Source organism: Flammeovirga kamogawensis (assembly GCF_018736065.1).
GTDB lineage: Bacteria > Bacteroidota > Bacteroidia > Cytophagales > Flammeovirgaceae > Flammeovirga > Flammeovirga kamogawensis.
In genome coordinates, this window is the sequence record NZ_CP076128.1 from 2506847 (window position 1) to 2524160 (window position 17314).

Here is a 17314-nt window from a genome sequence, read left to right on the forward strand (position 1 = left end):
CATTTCCTTTTTTAACCTCTTGAGCAGATGTATAACAAAAAGAAAAATATAGAAGCGAAATAATATTTCATAATACAAATTAGTTATTAACAATAAAATTATACTTATCCGTAAAAACAAAAGTACGTATATCTAATGCGCTACACTTCTCTAAGTTAGTGGAAACTAAAAAATTAGAAACCCGTAAAATACAGATTAAAAAAGAGGTCGAGGTAGTCAAAAAATAAATTAGACTGGATTCAAAATAGCTATTAGATTGATAATTGAATTCTAGAACTTTTTCTCTAAGATTAACCAAAAATACTTAAGAAATACTCCCCAAGGATTTAAATCAGGCTTAGGTAATTTACCCTGCCCTAAACGTTTTATTTGAGATTCATACCAGATTATGTTCATTGCCCCATCAATGGCTTTTACTCCTGTTTTTTTAATATCGGTAGTAAAATTTGTTCGGCTTTCGTTCATTATTTCATGTCCAATGGTAGGGTACAGAGCAAATGGGCGGGCAATTCCAATAATATCCAATTGATTAGAACGAATTGCTTCTTTCATTACAGCAGTTGTACGAAATCCACCTGTTAACATTAAAGGAGTAGTTGTTATTTTTCTAGCTTTCTGAATATAATCCATAAAATAGACTTCTCTTTTTATGGTACTTTTCTTTTGTTTACCCATCATTACAGGAGCTTCATAAGTACCTCCTGATATTTCAATTAAATCAATTCCTTCTTTAGAAAGAAGTTTGACTACTTCCATTGATTCTTCTTCTGAAAATCCTCCTTTTTGAAAATCAGCAGAGTTCAATTTAATTCCAATCGGAAAATCTTTTCCTACTTTTGCTCGAATGTTTCTGTAAACTTCAATTACAAAACGGGCTCTATTTTCTAAACTACCACCCCATTTATCTGTTCTAACATTTGCATGTGGCGATAAAAACTGACTTACCAAATAACCGTGTGCTCCATGAATTTGAACACCAGAAAAACCTGCATCTTTTAAAATTATAGAAGTGTTTCCAAATGCCTCAATAATAGCTAAAATTTCATTTTCATCTAAAGCTATAGGTATTTTCTTAGATGTATCTTTTCTTCCTCCTGATTTTAAAGGCACTGCAGAAGGAGCTTTCAATTCGCTATTTATTTGTTCCATAGCCTGCCTTCCTGGATGGTTTATTTGAGCCCATAACTGAGTCTTAGTACCCTCCACACTTTTTGCCCACTCCTGAAGTAATTCAAAATTATTCCGATTCTCAACAACTATATTTCTTGGCTCACCTGTTGCTTTAGAGTCAATCATTATATTCCCTGTAATCAACAAGCCTGCACCACTTTGTGCCCATTTTTTATAGGCCTCTATTAGAATTCGGGTTGGGTTATGCTGCTTGGTAGCTAAGTTTTCACTCATTGCTGATTTGGCAATTCTATTACTTAAAATAGTACCATTTGGCAAAACCATTTCGTTATTTAATATGTTCATGAAGTTGATTGGTTATGGAAGTCTATATTTTTAATATCAATTAAGTATACTTGTAATTAACAATATACAAACTGATTACAAATTAAATGTTATTTATGTTTACCTAGTCTTTAGTAATGAATTTTGGGTGATATCAGTAAAGTAACTTTCTAATTACCAAATAATTAATTTTAGTATTTTTTCTTTAAATTGAATAATACTCCGAAATACCTATAAAAATTAAATTTCACGATATGCAAAACTCATCTAAATATTCATCTATACTATTGCTTGATTCTGGAAACCTACCAATAAATAGTATTATTTATTTTGATAAAGACGGTAACAAAATCAGCATTATGGATAATGTAATTAAAATTTCAGAAAGAGAAAGTGTTGAATATGTAGTTCTAGAAAGTGGTTTAGAAATAGAAATTACGAAAATTTATAGTGTCGATGGAGATATATCACCTCATCACACCGATGATTTTTTCAAGTGTGATTGTGTATAACGCAATCGCTACTTTGATAAGGGGCTGATCACTTCTTTAAATAAGTGTCAACCTCTTAAAGTATTTTCAAATACAGATTATATCTTTTATTACATTGTTGTTGATGCTTCTGTTTTTTGTTTAATGTGATTTAAGACACGTTCATGAATGCTATGTAAAATATAATTTGTCCAAATTCCCCAATAAAATACAGGCTTAATATTTAAAGTATACCAAGTTGTGCCTGATAATTCTGTTTTGTAAGCTGATATAGATTTTAAGTTAAACTCTCCTTTTTTTGAAAGAAAATATCCATTCAAGTGAGGTGGCTGAATCTCCCAAAATGGATTTAACTCATGCATTGGTGTCGGTTGACTTGTTACTGAAAAAGATAGTTTTGTTGGTTTTTCCCATTTTGTAATTGGTTCTACAAAACTACCTGTCGTAAAATTACAGTATCTAATAGCACCAACACCTTCTCCTTTAATTTTTGCATTAATAGGATAAGATATACCTGTTTTAAATAATAACTCTTCTGGTTCAGCAATTGTACCGAATGCAATTACTTCATCCCAAATTTTTTCAATCGGTGCATTTATAACTACAGTTGTAGTGATAGGCGTTAGTATTTGATTTGATTCTTTATTTGAATAATCGAATCCACTAAAAACAAAACCGAGAATTATTAATAATAAGTTGATATTTTTAGGCGTCACTCTATTCATAATCATCATTGCTGAACCAACTCCTATCCATTGACAAATTAAAATCAATGGAGATGTCATTAAAATACATATTAATCCTTCCATTTTGATTAATAGTATAATCATAATAATAACTCCTAAAACTTGTAGAGATAAGAAAAACAATGCTCTTTTCTTTATTTTTTCTCCTGATTTCAAAATTATATATGAAGGGAGAAAACCCATTAGGAAGGGTGAAAAAATGAATACTAGAGCACCATAACTTTCAATAAAATAGATTCCAAATGCTAACAAAAAAATTGTACTTATAGAAGTTACCCCAACTGCTTTTAGTTTAAGTTTGTTCATTTTTTTTCGTATTAATATTATTTACTTATCCCTAAAAACAAAAGCACATATCTTTAATACGTTATACTTCTCTAAACTAGGGTATGATCCTCTTTTATGTACTTGTTGTGGTAAAAGAGAGATGGTTATAATACCTCGATTTACTTCTCAAAGAGCTCCACCAAATCAACAGAATGTAATGGGAAATACTTTATAGTAATACATTTTCACTTCATTTTTTTGCTTATGAAAGTAAGCCTAGAGGCATACACCCTAAGCTTAATGAAAATACTAATTTCTCATTAAGTTTGGGAATCTAATCCTCTTGAAAAAGTAATAAATGAAGAAGATAATGAGATTATCGCTATCTCAAAAAAAATCTTTCATGAAAATGAAAAGTCTATCCTAACTTCCTCCTACAGGAAATGTATTTCAATCAAACAACGCCTTTGTTCAACTAGGTGTTGGGCTATGCTCTTTAGTTGATAAGTTTTCACTCATTGCTGATTTGGCAAAACCATTTCTTTTTCTAATATGTTCATGAGGTTGAATTATATTGACCAGTAAAAATAAAGCTATATAAATATAGAACGTTATAATGTCATTTCTCTTGATTAGTTGATTTTATATTTATCCCGATACTCCTTAGGGCTAATGCCTTCTTTCTTTTTAAATAATCTTGAAAAATAAGGAGGATACTCAAACCCCAAATCATAAGCTACCTCAGCAATCGTTTTATTTGGTTTTAGCAAAATATTCTTAGATTCATCAATCAAATAAAGCTGTAAATGTTCTGTTGATGTTTTCCCTGTCTCTTTTTTTAGTGTATCACTTAAATAACGTTGCGATATAGAAAGGCTATTTGCAATTTGTTCTATACTTGGTATTCCTTTTTCTTCTAGAAACCCAGAATTAAAATAGGTAGATAATTGTTGGTTAAACTGCTCTAACAAATCATTAGATAATTCCTTTCTATTCAAAAACTGTCTTTCATAAAAACGGTTAGCATATTTAAAAAGAGTACTTAACTGTGAAATAATAATGTCTTTACTAAATTCATCTTGGTTGTTTTGATATTCAATATCAATACTTTCTACAATCGACTCTATCTGTTTTTCTTCTTTAGGAGAAAGATGTAATGCTTCGTTGGCTGTGTAAGAAAAGAACCCATATTTTTTTATTTGATGTGCTAACTCTGTTCCTTTCAAAAAATCTTCATGAAAATTAATCGAAAAACCTTTTTGATCATACACAACACTACTGTCCCATTGTAATATTTGTCTAGGTGCTAAGAAAATTAAAGCTCCATTATTGAAGTCATATTTTGTACGTCCATAGTTTAAATCACCTTTAATAATTTTCTTTAAACTGATGGAATAGCATTCGTTTGTAATTGGTGGCGAACTTTCTTTCGGGCATGGTAAAAAGCCTTCTCCATTTGCAAAAAATACACTTAACATTGGATGCTCTGGACTTGGGAGTTCCAAGTAATCTAGATAAGCTGATAACGTTTTGAAATGTTGCATCTTATTTAGTCATTTCTTTTTCTGCAATAAACAATTGTTTTTGATAAGCATCAATTCTAGCTTGAGCAGTTCCATCTACTAATAATATTACCACTAACATTGCTATGGTTGTAATCATACTTGCTCGCCAAATTGGAATATTAACAAATATAAGAACTAATGCACAAGCGATAATGAGTATAGGAATTGCAAGAAAAACAATATTTTCATACTCCTTTAAAGTAGCTTCTGTACGCGTAATTTCTGAAGCTATAAAAGTTGATGGTGATGCGTTATAAGCAATTTCAAATTGTGTTATTCGAGATTTATTTGTGAAAAATAATCCAAAACCTATAGTTAATAATAAAATACCTGCAACAAGTGTAGGAATAATATAAGCTCTTGCCATTTCTGTTTTACCTAATTCCCAAAAACCAAAGCTTCCAACCACAAACAAAACACCAAAAAGAATAAAAAATGGTGTCGAAAAAAGTTCAGATTTTGCCCAATCAGTAGCTGCTTTTAAAATATCCATATCTAATAAATTTAATGATTATCTAAATTATAAATTCCATTGTAAACCAATAGCCTTTTCTGATATTTCCCATAACTTCTTTGCTACGATTTTATCTTTTGCATGTGGTTCTAATTTATGAGCCCCAACTGGCCCAACCCAATTACTTCTACCTGTAGGTCCATAAAAAGCTGTTTGATCTAAATCTTTTTCTGTAGCACACATTAGTTCTGGGTATGCTCCATTTTTAGCAGGTTGTGTCAAAGGAGATAATTTCATTATACCAAATATAATCTTCATTAATAGACTACCACTTGTTGAAATAAGTGAAGTTCTAGAAGAACCTGGATGACAGGCATAAGCTTTAACCTCTTTTTTACCTGCCTTATCTAACCTGTTCTGTAATTCATATATAGACATAATTTGAGCTAATTTACTCTGACTATAAGCATCATTTGCAGTGTAATCTTTATCCCAATTTAAATCATCGAATTTGATGGTCTTTAGCCCCATATCATACCCCATACTACCTACTGTAACTATACGACCCTTAGATTTTTCAATAAGAGGATAAAGTAAAGCTTGTAATGTAAAATGCCCAAAATAATTTACTCCTAACTGACTTTCCCAACCGTCTTCTGTTACTATTTGGTTGGGTACTTGTGCAATTGCACCATTGCATAATAACGCATCAATACGTGTTACTTTCTCAAGTATTTCGGCTGCTGCATTTTTAACTGAAGTTTGTTTTCCTAAGTCAACAGTGATGTACGATACATCAATATTATCTCCAAACTCATTTTTATAAGCCGCTATAGTCTCCTCCGATTTTTGAGGATTACGATTGAGCATCACTACAGTAGCACCTTTTGATAAAAGTATTCTTGCCGCCTCATATCCTGTTCCACTTGTAGCACCTGTTATCAAAAATGTTTTACCTTTTTGTGATTTCATTAATGCTGGTGTCCATCCTTTTTTACCAAATTGATTTTTTAAACTCATAGTATTCTTTCTTTTAATGATAGATCAAAGGTCAGAATAAAGTTATGGAGAGTTGTTATACACTATTTCGAATAACATATACTTTTTGGTAAATAGGGGCATAGGTAGGCATCTCAATTTATATTATTTCATTTTGTATAATTGATCATAAGTATTCAGATCGAGACATTCTCTAGAAAAAGGCTACTCCATTTACTGGAGTAGCCTTTCTAAATTAAAGAATTTATGGAATTACTCTACAGAGTCAAATTCTTCAATATTTTTAAAGCCTTTCAACTCCACTTTTATATCTCTTGTTTTAGCATTTAATTCAAAATCTTCAATTATTTCTAAAACATCAGGATGGATTGAATGGTTTTTTGTAGCATCAACAACCACGTATGCATTGTTCGGTATTTTTTTAAAAGTTCTTAGAATACTTGCCTTATTTAAAAAACTAACATCTTCTGCCAACTGAATAATTATTGGCTCATTATCCTTAAAATTATTAGGATCTAAATGATACGGTATTTTAAAGTTATTCCATAGAATATTAATAATACCAACTGCCATACCTAATCCAATACCTCTTAATAAATCTGTAAATACAATACCTAAAATAGTTACTATAAAAGGCAAGAATAAAGACATATCTTTTTTATAAAGCTGAACAAACTGTTTAGGATTAGTTAATTTATAACCTATTACTAAAAGTATGGCTGCTAAACTTGCTAAGGGAATAAGGTTTAAAACCGATGGTATTATCATTACACAAACCAAAAGTAATATTCCATGAAAAAATGCAGATACTTTAGTTCTACCCCCAGACTGTATATTGGCAGATGAACGTACAATAACTTGTGTTACCGGTAAACCTCCAATTAAACCTGAACATATATTACCAATTCCTTGAGCTATTAATTCTCTATTAGTTGGAGTAACCCTTTTCATTGGGTCTAATTTATCTGTTGCTTCTACAGATAAAAGTGTTTCTAAACTACCAACAACTGCCAAAGTAAAGGCTACTACATATATTTTAGGTTGTGTAAATGCAGTAAAATTTGGGGTAGTAAACTGATTTATAAATTCTGAAACTGATGTTGCTATCGGAATGGTAACTAAATGCTCTGAAGTGATATCTAAAACTGGAATTGAATCAAAAAATAGATTTAACCCAACACCTAAGCTTACAACTACCAACGGCCCAGGAATACTAGATAGAAAAGTTTTCTTGATAAACGGCTTATCCCATGATATCAAAATAATTAAAGACAATACAGTAATAACCATGGCACCTGGAGTCACAGCGTCCCACATATACCATAATTCACTAAATGTATTATGACCATCTACCTGAAAAAAAGAGAAATCACCCTCAGGGTCAACATCATAACCGACTGCATGAGGAATTTGCTTTAAGAAGATTAATAAACCAATACCCGACAGCATTCCTTTTATTACAGAGGAGGGGAAATAATAACCAATCACTCCTGCTTTTACAATACCTAATATTATCTGAATTACACCTGCAATTACTACTGCTAATAGAAAATTTTCGAATGTACCTAAATCATTAATAGCATTAAGAACAATAACAGCCAATCCCGCTGCCGGACCACTAACACCTAATGAAGATCCACTAATTAATGATACTACTATGCCCCCAACTATGCCTGCTATTATGCCAGAAAATAGTGGAGCTCCGGATGCTAATGCAATTCCTAAGCATAAAGGCATTGCTACTAAAAATACGACAATACTTGATGGTAAATCATACCTCAGATTAGATAAAAGGTTTTGTTGCTGTTTCATTATTGTGTTTATTTTATGTTAGTAAACTAAAATAGGAGTTCAACTCAAAGTTTTCGTGTACCATAAAGCACAGAAAACTCATAGCAAAAAGGAGTAATTTAATTAGAAGCTAATACTATATTTAAATTATTAAAGAGTGCTTATTATTTACACTTACAAAATAGTACAATTTACACTTATAATCTATTTAACGAACCTTTATTCATCGATCTGATCACAATAATTAGATATGTTGTAATGTTAAAATATACAAACGTCTTATTTTTAGTTCTAAAAGAGATTTAAAACATAAATAAACTAATAGTCAACAACTTACAACATGTTAAAAGGCTTTAAACATGATATTTACACTACCTACAAATCTATAATCCTTATTTAGCTTCCCAGAAACAGTAATTCTAAATAACTTTTTGATTTGTTAAATGAGTATTTATTATAGTTTTGTAGAATATATAAAACTATAAACATGAAATTTTTATTAACAAAAACAATTAGTGTTGCACTTGGAGTTGGTACTTTACTAGCAACAAGTTGTGGAACACCTGAGCAGAAATCTGATTCCTCTTCAGAAAAAGCACTCGATCTTTCTAACATGAACACATCTGTAAAGCCTGGTGATAATTTTTACGATTATGCCAATGGTGGATGGATGAAAAAAGCTGAAATTCCAGCAGACAGAGGTCGTTGGGGTAGTTTTGATGAACTCCGTGAAAGAAACGAAAAAGCTACTTTAGAGGTGTTAAACGAAGCAATGGCTTCTGGAAACCTTAAAGAAGGTAGCGATCAAATGAAAGCAGTGTATATGTACCAAAGCGGTATGGACTCTGTTACCATCGAAAAGCAAGGTGCAAATCCTATCAAACCTTACTTAAGTAAAATTGATGGAATGAAATCTAAAAAAGACCTTCAAAAAGTTTTAGAAGATTTACATAAAAGCCAAACTTCGGCAATTTTCGGACCTGGTGTATTTCAAGACCTTAAAGACAGTAATAAACAATCTTTATACCTTGGATATGATGGTTTAGGATTACCAAACAAAGATTTTTATACTAAACAAGATTCTGCATCTGTAGAAAAAAGAGCACTATATGTTCAGCATATAGAGAATATGTTCACATTGGTAGGTACTAAAAATGCTAAAAAAGCTGCGAAAGATGTTTTTGATTTTGAAAACACTCTTGCAGAATATAACATGACTCCGGTTGAGGAAAGAGACCCAAGGAGTCAGTACAATCCTGTTACAGTTGCTCAATTGCAAAAAATGACAAAATCTATCAATTGGAAAAGTTACTTACAAAGTATTAATGTTCCTGCTGATACGATTATTGTAAATCACTTACCTTACTTTGAACACCTTGATAACATTTTAGCCAATACATCTTTACAAACAATTAAAGAATATTTAAAATGGCATGTTATTCACGAAAGTGCTCCTTATTTAAGTAGTGATTTTGTAAACGAAAGCTTTGATTTCTATGGCAAAAAAATGCGTGGTTTAGAGGCTAACAGACCTCGTTGGAAACGTGTTCTAGGTACTACAAATGGTACTGTAGGTTTTGCTTTAGGTAAACTTTACGTAGAAAAAGAATTTCCAGAAGAAGCAAAAATTAAAGCAGATAAGATGGTAAATAACATCAAAGAAGCTTTTGCTGGACGTATTAAAAAACTTGACTGGATGAGTGCTGAAACAAAAACAAAAGCACTTGAAAAATTAGCTAGCTTTACGGTTAAGATTGGTTACCCTGACAAATGGGAAACATATGAAAAACTTGAAGTAACAAAAGATAATTACTTCCAAAATATTGTCAACTCAAGTATTTTAGAGTTCAATAAAAACATGGCTGAATTTGGTAAGCCTGTAGATAGAACTAAATGGGGTATGACTCCACAAACTGTAAATGCATATTACAATCCTCTTTATAATGAAATTGTATTCCCTGCCGCAATTCTTCAACCTCCTTTCTATAATTACAAAGCTGACGAAGCTGTAAATTATGGTGGTATTGGTGCAGTAATCGGTCACGAAATCTCACATGGTTTTGATGATTCGGGGCGTAGATTTGATGCACATGGCGAAATGAAAGATTGGTGGACAAAAGAAGATGGCGAAACATTTTCTGGTAAAACTAAGATGGTTGTTGAGCAATACAATGCTTACGAACCAATTGAAGGTTTACACATTAATGGTGAACTTACGCTAGGAGAAAATATTGCTGATATTGGTGGTGTTGCCGTTGCTTATGATGGTTTACAACATTACTTATCTCTACAAAAAGAAAAGCCAGGTATGATCGACGGGTTTACTCAAGAACAACGTTTCTTCTTATCATGGGCTACTATCTGGAGAACTAAATCAAGAGAAGAAGCTTTAAGAAATCAAATCATGACAGACCCTCACTCGCCTGGCCAATACAGAGCGACAGGTCCTTTATCAGATTTTGATCCTTTCTATACAGCATTTAATATACAAGAAACTGATTCTATGTATGTTGCTCCAAAAGAGAGAGCTAAAGTTTGGTAATAAAACAAGACTAAGTTCTTTTCAAATCCAAAAGTCATCATTCCATAAAGTGGGATGATGGCTTTTTTATTATGAAAAAATCCAAATATCAAATCATTACAAAAAAGGTGTATAATCAATGTTATACAATGCACTTTATTAACATAATATAATTTAACACCTATATTTACATTATTAATTAACATAACTATTACAACATGCAAATTTATTCTTCAAAGGCAATAAGAATGATCTTATTGTTTCTATCTATATCTATGTTTTTCTTAAGCTGTAACGAAACTAAAGAAGACGAAATGACTCCTTCTATAGACAACGAAAACATTGAAGTTGGCGATGGATCTATCTTTAACCAATCAAAATTCAAAACCTCTTTTGAACAAAGTTTTATGTCAGATAGTCGATTTCATCTAGATTATACAAACGAAATTGTAGGAGGTGAAATTATTTCAACCGATCTCAATTATAAGAATTATGGATCTTTTGGAGATAAGATTATGACATTTACCCACACATACAACTTAAATGGTGTTATTACTTCTTCAATTAGAGAAAATTTTGAACACAGTGAATCTAACCCTTTAAATCTTGAATTTACTTATAACTCAAATGGTTACATTGAGACAATTACTGAAATTAAGAATAACGAGATTAAAGATATCATTACTCAAAAGTATAACCAGAATGGACAGCTCATTAGTAAAAAGCATGATGCAAAATATGATGAATATGCCAGATTAGAAGAATTTACCTATAATTCAAAAGGACAAGTAACAAAGCTTTATACAACTAGATATAATCCTACTACTTCTGAAGTTACATACAAAGAAGATACATATTCATTCATTGGTGAAAATATGGTAAAAACAGAAATAAGATATAATGGTATGGATAATCATTATGCTAAAGAATATTCTTATGATAATGACGGCAGGATTCTAACTTTAAAATTCTATGTTAATAATGAGCTTGTTAATAACTATAGTTTTAAATACAAAGAAAATATATTTACAGAAACTTATTATAACAGTTATGACCAAAAGGTTCAACGTATAACTGTTTCAGAAAATAGTATTTATAATGAAAAATATCACATTACATATAGATACGATTTTAAAAGAGAGCATATAAATTATGTACTTAAATCTTTTAAAGGGAGTAATGGTAAAATTGAATTTAAGGAAATTTACTATGGTACTGCTGATAATTTAGAATTAGTAGGTAAATCTCAAATTATAGAATATCATAATCCTAGTTTACAAAAAACAAAAGAAAAAGTAATGTCCCCGAATGGTAACACTCTTTATTACATTGAATTTGAGATTATTAAGAATGAAGATTACGGGAATTATTCTATCAATAGTCGCTCATTTTATGATACTTATGGAAATAACGTCAATGAATCTGAAATAAATGAAGAATGGGTTCTCCAGTTAGCACTTGAATCGATACTTTCTCAAAATTAATAAGTTGTAAACATTAATGGTGAACTTACGCTAGGAGAAAATATTGCTGATATTGGTGGTGTTGCCGTTGCTTATGATGGTTTACAACATTACTTATCTCTACAAAAAGAAAAGCCAGGTATGATAGACGGGTTTACTCAAGAACAACGTTTCTTCTTATCATGGGCTACTATCTGGAGAACTAAATCAAGAGAAGAAGCTTTAAGAAATCAAATCATGACAGACCCTCATTCGCCTGGTCAATACAGAGCGACAGGTCCTTTATCAGATTTTGATCCTTTCTATACAGCATTTAATATACAAGAAACTGATTCTATGTATGTTGCTCCAAAAGAGAGAGCTAAAGTTTGGTAATTGATCAAATTTTATTTTATAAAAAACAGGCTATACAAGTTTAGAATTTGTATAGCCTGTTTTTTATCCTTTTATCTATAAAGTAGATGCATAAACATCTTTTATTTCATCTAAATACACTAATCTAATTTCAACTTGATTAAAACCTGCTTCAAGGAACGAATCAGTATGTGCTTCTTTAATAAATTCACAAAATTGTTGGTAAGTGGCTTTACCATCTACTGTAGAACTATACTCATTAAACATTGTCGGTGTCCATCCTAATTGTATTGCAAGTTCCTTTAACTCTACCTCTACATGTACAGTTGAACCTTTATAGGTTGCTTCACCAATAGAAAATTCTTGGTTAAACTTATTCATTAATTCTACCTTAGCAGCATCTTCTGAATTTGAAATAGGCTTATCTTTAGCAAATGCAGTATTAATAAATAAAAATGATATTAATATAGTGAAGAGTTTTATTGAAGTTTTCATTCTATCTTTTTTTAAGTTCATAAGTATTTCAACCTCTTATATCAAAAAGGGAGAAATATCACCTAAAACCCTCACCCTTTATAATAAAAAAGTGATGCTACTATTCATCGTTTGATAAATAATAACATCACTTTATCTTATTAAAAAGCCTCTATCTCTAGTTCAACTTCTTTAATAATTTTTCTGCTACTAACTCAGAAGATGCTGGGTTCTGACCTGTAATTAACAAGCCATCTTCTACAGCATAAGGAGACCAATCATCCCCTTTAGAGTAAATTCCTCCATTTTCTTTTAGCATATCTTCTACTAAGAAAGGAACAATATCAGTTAACTGAACTGCATCTTCTTCAGAGTCTGAAAATCCAGTAACTTTTTTCCCTTTAACCAAAGGAGTTCCATCTTGTGCTTTTGTATCTTTAAAAATTGCAGGAGCATGACAAACTGCAGACACAGGCTTACCTGCATTATAAAACGCTTCTATTAATGCAATTGAATTTTTATCCGTTGCTAAATCCCATAAAGGACCGTGTCCACCCGGATAGAAAACAGCATCATAATCTGCTTCATTAACTGTAGATAATTTTAATGTATTTGCCATTTGAGCAACTGCATCTTTATCTGCTTTAAAACGTTTTGTAGATTCTGTTTGCGATTCTGGTGCATCACTTTTAGGATCGAAAGGAGGTTGACCACCTTTAGGAGATGCTAAAGTAATTTCAACGCCTTTATCTTTTAAGAAATAATATGGAGAAGCAAATTCTTCTATCCAGAAACCTGTTTTTTCGCCAGTGTTTCCTAGTTGATCATGACTTGTTAAAACAAATAAAACCTTTTTTGAATTTCCCATATTTTCTTTTGATTGTGATGAATTATCAGTGCCACATGCTGTAAACAGAAGGGCAGATAAAACACCAATGAATAAATATTTTATATTAAGCATTTATCTATATTTTTTGATAACGCAAAACTCAATAAATTAATTCACTTTAAAAATTGATCTATGATAAGAAAACACTATCCTCTAGCAATCTCTCTTCTAATTCGGCTTAAGCTCTCCGTTGTTATCCCTAAGTAAGAAGCAATATGGTAATTCTTAATATGCTTTTCTATTTGAGCATGCGTTTGCAAAAAATCGTTGTATTTATCCTTCGCTGTTTTTGATAAATTATTAATAATTCTTTTCTGAAAAGCACCAAAACTATGTTCCATCTTTTCTCTAAAAAAACGTTCAACTTTCGGTATCTCATCAAAAATTTCTTGTTGAGCGGCTCTAGTAAATTCTAATACCGTAGTATTTTGTAAACTTTCAATGGTTAAAACCGCCATGCTACTGTCAAAAAAAGCTGTATAATCACTTATCCACCAATCGTGAATAGCAAACTGAACTGTGTGATCTTTCTCATGACTATCAATAAAATAAGACCGCAAACAACCTTCTAAAACATAAAACTGAGATAATGTTAGATCACCTTTAGATAATAGTTCATCTCCTTTTTTAAGTGCTAGTTTAGAACTTCTTTTTTCAATAAATAGAAGTTCTTCTTCTGTAAATTCTAAGTCCTTAAATATTTGTTTAATAGCATCCATACATCGAAAATAACTATTTTAAATGAATTAAAAAGGCCAGATAACTTTCGCTACCCGACCTTAATCTAAGCTACCTTTAAGTAGTGACTACTTATATCTTATTAATCGTTCATTTCTACAGCATGACCAATACCTCTATACAACTCTAGCTCTCCTTCAAGTTCTACGGCAATTACAGTTGCATACTCATCTGCAATATCTTGAGGCGTAAAAATTTGAATAATGCCTGGTATTTCATTCCATGGTGCAGAATCAATTACTTTATAATCTAATTCTTTATCTGAACCTACAACTCTAATTTTCTTCACCTTATTTTTCACACCTTTTAAAGAGGTAAATTCACTTGGTTTCTGAAAATTATATAAGTAGATAATTGTGCGATCTTCTGATAGAGTAGTTGGACCAAAATAATGTCCATATTCCATACCTGCTACCGTACCGTGTACTGCTTCATTGTGTTTGTTAATCCACCTTCCTAAGTCTTCCAATCTCTGTTTTTGCTCTTGTGCAATTTCTCCGTTTGGTTTAGGACCAATATTTAGGAGTAGGTTTCCTCCTTTTGCAATTGTTTCTACAAAAGTCTCTACAATATATTTAGATGATTTATAGTCTTTATCTGATGGAAAATACCCCCAACTTGTGTTCATTGTCATACATAATTCCCAAGGTCTATCAGGTGTCATGATTGGAGGGTCTTGCTCTGGTGTGTTATAATCACCATACTGATTTAAACGAGAGTTTACAATTACATTTGGGTTCCAAGAGAGCAAAGAATCTTTTATTACCCTAGATGGCCATTCATCTGCTTTATGTTCCCAATCTCCATCAAACCAAACTAAATCTGGTGTATAATTATCAAATAGCTCACCCATTTGATTCATATTAAATTTTTGAAAACGTTGCCAAGCAGTTAAATATTTTTCTGTTTTTCCTTGAGGATATAACTTTCGTAATGCTTTTTCATTTCTTGGAAATGTGATAGGGGAATAATCTGGGTGAGACCAATCACATAAAGAGTAATAAACACCTACTTTCATATTCTCTCCTCTCACTGCATTTACAAATGGAGTATATAAATCTCTTCCTGCAGCTGCATGGTCTTTGGCATCTAACTTACTATACTTAGAATCCCATAAGGCAAATCCATCATGATGTTTAGATGTCATGACAACATAATCAGCCCCAATACTTTTAAATAATTTAGCCCAAGCTTTAGGGTCGTACTTATCAGCGGTAAATTTTTCACCTTGCTGCATGTAGTCTTCCCAAGTTATCTTTTGATGATACATCGACCAAGACTCACTAATTCCATTTACGCCATAATATCCCCAATGAATAAAAACACCTAATTTGGCATCTTTGAACCATTCCATTCGTTCATCGGTAGTTTTAGTTTCTTGTGCAAAAACAATAATTGATAATGAAGTAAATAACAGTGCTAGTATAATTCTTTTCATTTAAGTATTTGATTAATTAGGTTTTTATAAGTGTAAATCAAACAAAAATTAAATGAGTAAAAAATGACTTTACATGTTCTATTTGTTAATGATTAATAAATAAAAAAACCATTCCTTAAAAAGAGATGGTTTTGTCTTATTACTAACTTATAAGATTGATATTTATTTTACTATTGATAAACAAATATGGTTGAAACCTTTAGGATACTATTTCAAAAAAAAACATTCTAGTTTCGAAAAACACCACATTATTTCATAACATTATAAACAATCCTATTAGTCATTTTATTTCTTCTATTTTTTTATAAATAGCATAATGTACCTACTTAAAAAGGGCATAAAAAAAGTGATATACTTTTAGTATACCACTTTAGCTCATTTTTAATTTGCTAGTCTTTTAATCTCATTTTTAATTGTTTAGCTAGTACTAATTAAGATTAGCCTAGCACTTTCCTCTCATTTTTAATGGGCTAATTTTAAATGCTCTTGTTGTTGCTTTCTATACTACAAATGTGCTCGTTTTTATTTTAAATTACTTTCAAAAAAGAACATTCTAGTTTCAAAAAACGCCATTAAATACATCCCTATTTTACGTTATTTCTTAGTTGAGAAGGAGTAATATTAAAATGCTTTTTAAATCCATCAGAAAAATGGGCTGTATTGCTAAACCCTAAATCCATAGCTATAGATGTTATTGGTTCTGTAGTATTGCTTACCTTTTGATACGCCTTAACAAAACGTTGTTGCATTATATACTGATGAATAGGCATACCTACTACTTGTTTAAAATTACTTCTTAATTTTGTGGTACTCACGCCATATTTTTTTGTTAATTCATCTATTTTAGGAGGGTTCATTAAGTTTTCTGAAAGCTCTTGCTTGATATTCACTATTACATCATAGTCAGATCGCATCATACTTAATTTATCACTCTCTTTACCTACCTTCATTAGTTCTACTAAAAATAGATAACTCAGTTCTATACTTTTTGAGAGTGTAAAAGCAATTTTTCCATAGTCCGCATCCTTGTACCCAAAAATTTCGTCAATACATTTTTCCATAGATGTATTAATTATTGTAGCAACCAACCAAGGGTCCTTACTTCTAAAAAGAGTATCAAGATGAGAGAACTTATTTTTAGTTAGTTTATCCCACTCCGCAAAAGGTACACGTATAGAAATCCATTTTAATTTTTGATCTTTTTTTAATTCAAATATTATTGGATGATAGGTATTGCAAAGTATTGCCCCTTTTTCATGTTTAGGTCCTAAAGATATATCACCTTCTTTTGTATTAGGTATAGTCAGTTCTGAATCTACAATAAAGCGGGCTAATAATGTTGGTTCTTCGTCTTGTGCTAATTCAATGGTTGCATCATCACTAAAAATTATTTCATTTACAGCAACAGTAATCCCGAATATATCTTGATAGTAAGATACATCCATTTTTACCTCTTTGTCATCTATTTTTAATGTATCATCTGTCCAAGTACCATTAAAATCTTCTGTAAAAGATGCATATAGGTCTCTTAGCGAGTTCCCTTTAAAAGAATATTTTTTCAAGTAGTTTGTTATTTATATCATAAAATGAATTTCTTCAATGTAATTATTATCACATCACCTCTATGTAGAACATTTCCATTCTTTTTACAATATACATCAAGAAAGTC

Annotated in this window: 15 protein-coding genes and 1 pseudogene; 5 read left to right on the top strand and 11 right to left on the bottom strand. The window is 31.0% G+C overall.

Annotated features, from left to right (window positions below; translation table 11 throughout):
- Positions 1 to 270: 270 nt before the first annotated feature.
- A complete protein-coding gene (locus tag KM029_RS09950) occupies positions 271 to 1476 on the bottom strand; it encodes an NADH:flavin oxidoreductase/NADH oxidase family protein (protein WP_144073150.1) in 1206 nt (401 codons plus the stop codon).
- Between the two features lie 233 nt (positions 1477 to 1709).
- Here KM029_RS09950 and KM029_RS09955 point away from each other — a divergent pair, with 233 nt between their 5' ends.
- Positions 1710 to 1967 (top strand): hypothetical protein, encoded by a 258-nt coding sequence (locus tag KM029_RS09955; protein WP_144073151.1) that lies wholly within the window; start codon positions 1710 to 1712, stop codon positions 1965 to 1967.
- Between the two features lie 89 nt (positions 1968 to 2056).
- Here KM029_RS09955 and KM029_RS09960 read toward each other — a convergent pair whose 3' ends face one another.
- A complete protein-coding gene (locus KM029_RS09960; RefSeq protein WP_144073152.1) occupies positions 2057 to 2998 on the bottom strand; it encodes an SRPBCC family protein in 942 nt (313 codons plus the stop codon).
- Positions 2999 to 3071: 73 nt separating this feature from the next.
- On the opposite strand from KM029_RS09960, the pseudogene KM029_RS27195 reads away from it, so the two are divergent.
- Positions 3072 to 3194, top strand: a pseudogene (locus KM029_RS27195) (IS91 family transposase); the annotation flags it as partial.
- 397 nt (positions 3195 to 3591) lie between these two features.
- Here the strand turns inward: KM029_RS27195 and KM029_RS09965 are convergent.
- The 4 genes from KM029_RS09965 to KM029_RS09980 form a co-directional block, all read right to left on the bottom strand.
- Complete coding sequence (locus KM029_RS09965) at positions 3592 to 4503, bottom strand: helix-turn-helix domain-containing protein (protein WP_144073153.1); 912 nt, start codon at positions 4501 to 4503, stop codon at positions 3592 to 3594.
- Position 4504: 1 nt separating this feature from the next.
- On the bottom strand, positions 4505 to 5017 hold the full coding sequence (locus KM029_RS09970) for a hypothetical protein (RefSeq protein ID WP_144073154.1): 513 nt from the start codon (positions 5015 to 5017) through the stop codon (positions 4505 to 4507).
- A gap of 27 nt (positions 5018 to 5044) precedes the next feature.
- The gene (locus KM029_RS09975; protein WP_144073155.1) at positions 5045 to 5998 is read right to left on the bottom strand and encodes an SDR family NAD(P)-dependent oxidoreductase; all 954 of its coding nucleotides are present in this window, start codon (positions 5996 to 5998) and stop codon (positions 5045 to 5047) included.
- 231 nt (positions 5999 to 6229) lie between these two features.
- Positions 6230 to 7789, bottom strand: a complete 1560-nt coding sequence (locus KM029_RS09980) for a SulP family inorganic anion transporter (RefSeq protein WP_144073156.1) — start codon at positions 7787 to 7789, stop codon at positions 6230 to 6232.
- Between the two features lie 466 nt (positions 7790 to 8255).
- Here KM029_RS09980 and KM029_RS09985 point away from each other — a divergent pair, with 466 nt between their 5' ends.
- The 3 genes from KM029_RS09985 (at position 8256) to KM029_RS09995 (ending at position 12127) form a co-directional block, all read left to right on the top strand.
- Positions 8256 to 10310: a M13 family metallopeptidase gene (locus KM029_RS09985; protein ID WP_144073157.1), complete on the top strand. Its 2055-nt coding sequence runs from the start codon at positions 8256 to 8258 to the stop codon at positions 10308 to 10310.
- Positions 10311 to 10537: 227 nt separating this feature from the next.
- Complete coding sequence (locus KM029_RS09990) at positions 10538 to 11773, top strand: hypothetical protein (protein WP_144073158.1); 1236 nt, start codon at positions 10538 to 10540, stop codon at positions 11771 to 11773.
- Between the two features lie 12 nt (positions 11774 to 11785).
- On the top strand, positions 11786 to 12127 hold the full coding sequence (locus tag KM029_RS09995) for a M13 family metallopeptidase (RefSeq protein WP_144073159.1): 342 nt from the start codon (positions 11786 to 11788) through the stop codon (positions 12125 to 12127).
- Between the two features lie 75 nt (positions 12128 to 12202).
- Here the strand turns inward: KM029_RS09995 and KM029_RS10000 are convergent, their stop codons facing one another.
- The 5 genes from KM029_RS10000 to KM029_RS10020 form a co-directional block, all read right to left on the bottom strand.
- A complete protein-coding gene (locus KM029_RS10000; protein WP_144073160.1) occupies positions 12203 to 12601 on the bottom strand; it encodes a hypothetical protein in 399 nt (132 codons plus the stop codon).
- A gap of 157 nt (positions 12602 to 12758) precedes the next feature.
- Complete coding sequence (locus KM029_RS10005; protein WP_240050338.1) at positions 12759 to 13448, bottom strand: type 1 glutamine amidotransferase domain-containing protein; 690 nt, start codon at positions 13446 to 13448, stop codon at positions 12759 to 12761.
- 167 nt (positions 13449 to 13615) lie between these two features.
- Complete coding sequence (locus KM029_RS10010) at positions 13616 to 14188, bottom strand: Crp/Fnr family transcriptional regulator (RefSeq protein WP_144073162.1); 573 nt, start codon at positions 14186 to 14188, stop codon at positions 13616 to 13618.
- Between the two features lie 101 nt (positions 14189 to 14289).
- Positions 14290 to 15645 carry an alpha-L-fucosidase gene (locus tag KM029_RS10015; protein WP_144073163.1) on the bottom strand — a complete coding sequence of 452 codons (1356 nt, stop codon included), beginning with the start codon at positions 15643 to 15645 and terminating at the stop codon, positions 14290 to 14292.
- Positions 15646 to 16229: 584 nt separating this feature from the next.
- Positions 16230 to 17207 carry a helix-turn-helix transcriptional regulator gene (locus tag KM029_RS10020; RefSeq protein WP_144073164.1) on the bottom strand — a complete coding sequence of 326 codons (978 nt, stop codon included), beginning with the start codon at positions 17205 to 17207 and terminating at the stop codon, positions 16230 to 16232.
- Positions 17208 to 17314: the final 107 nt, after the last annotated feature.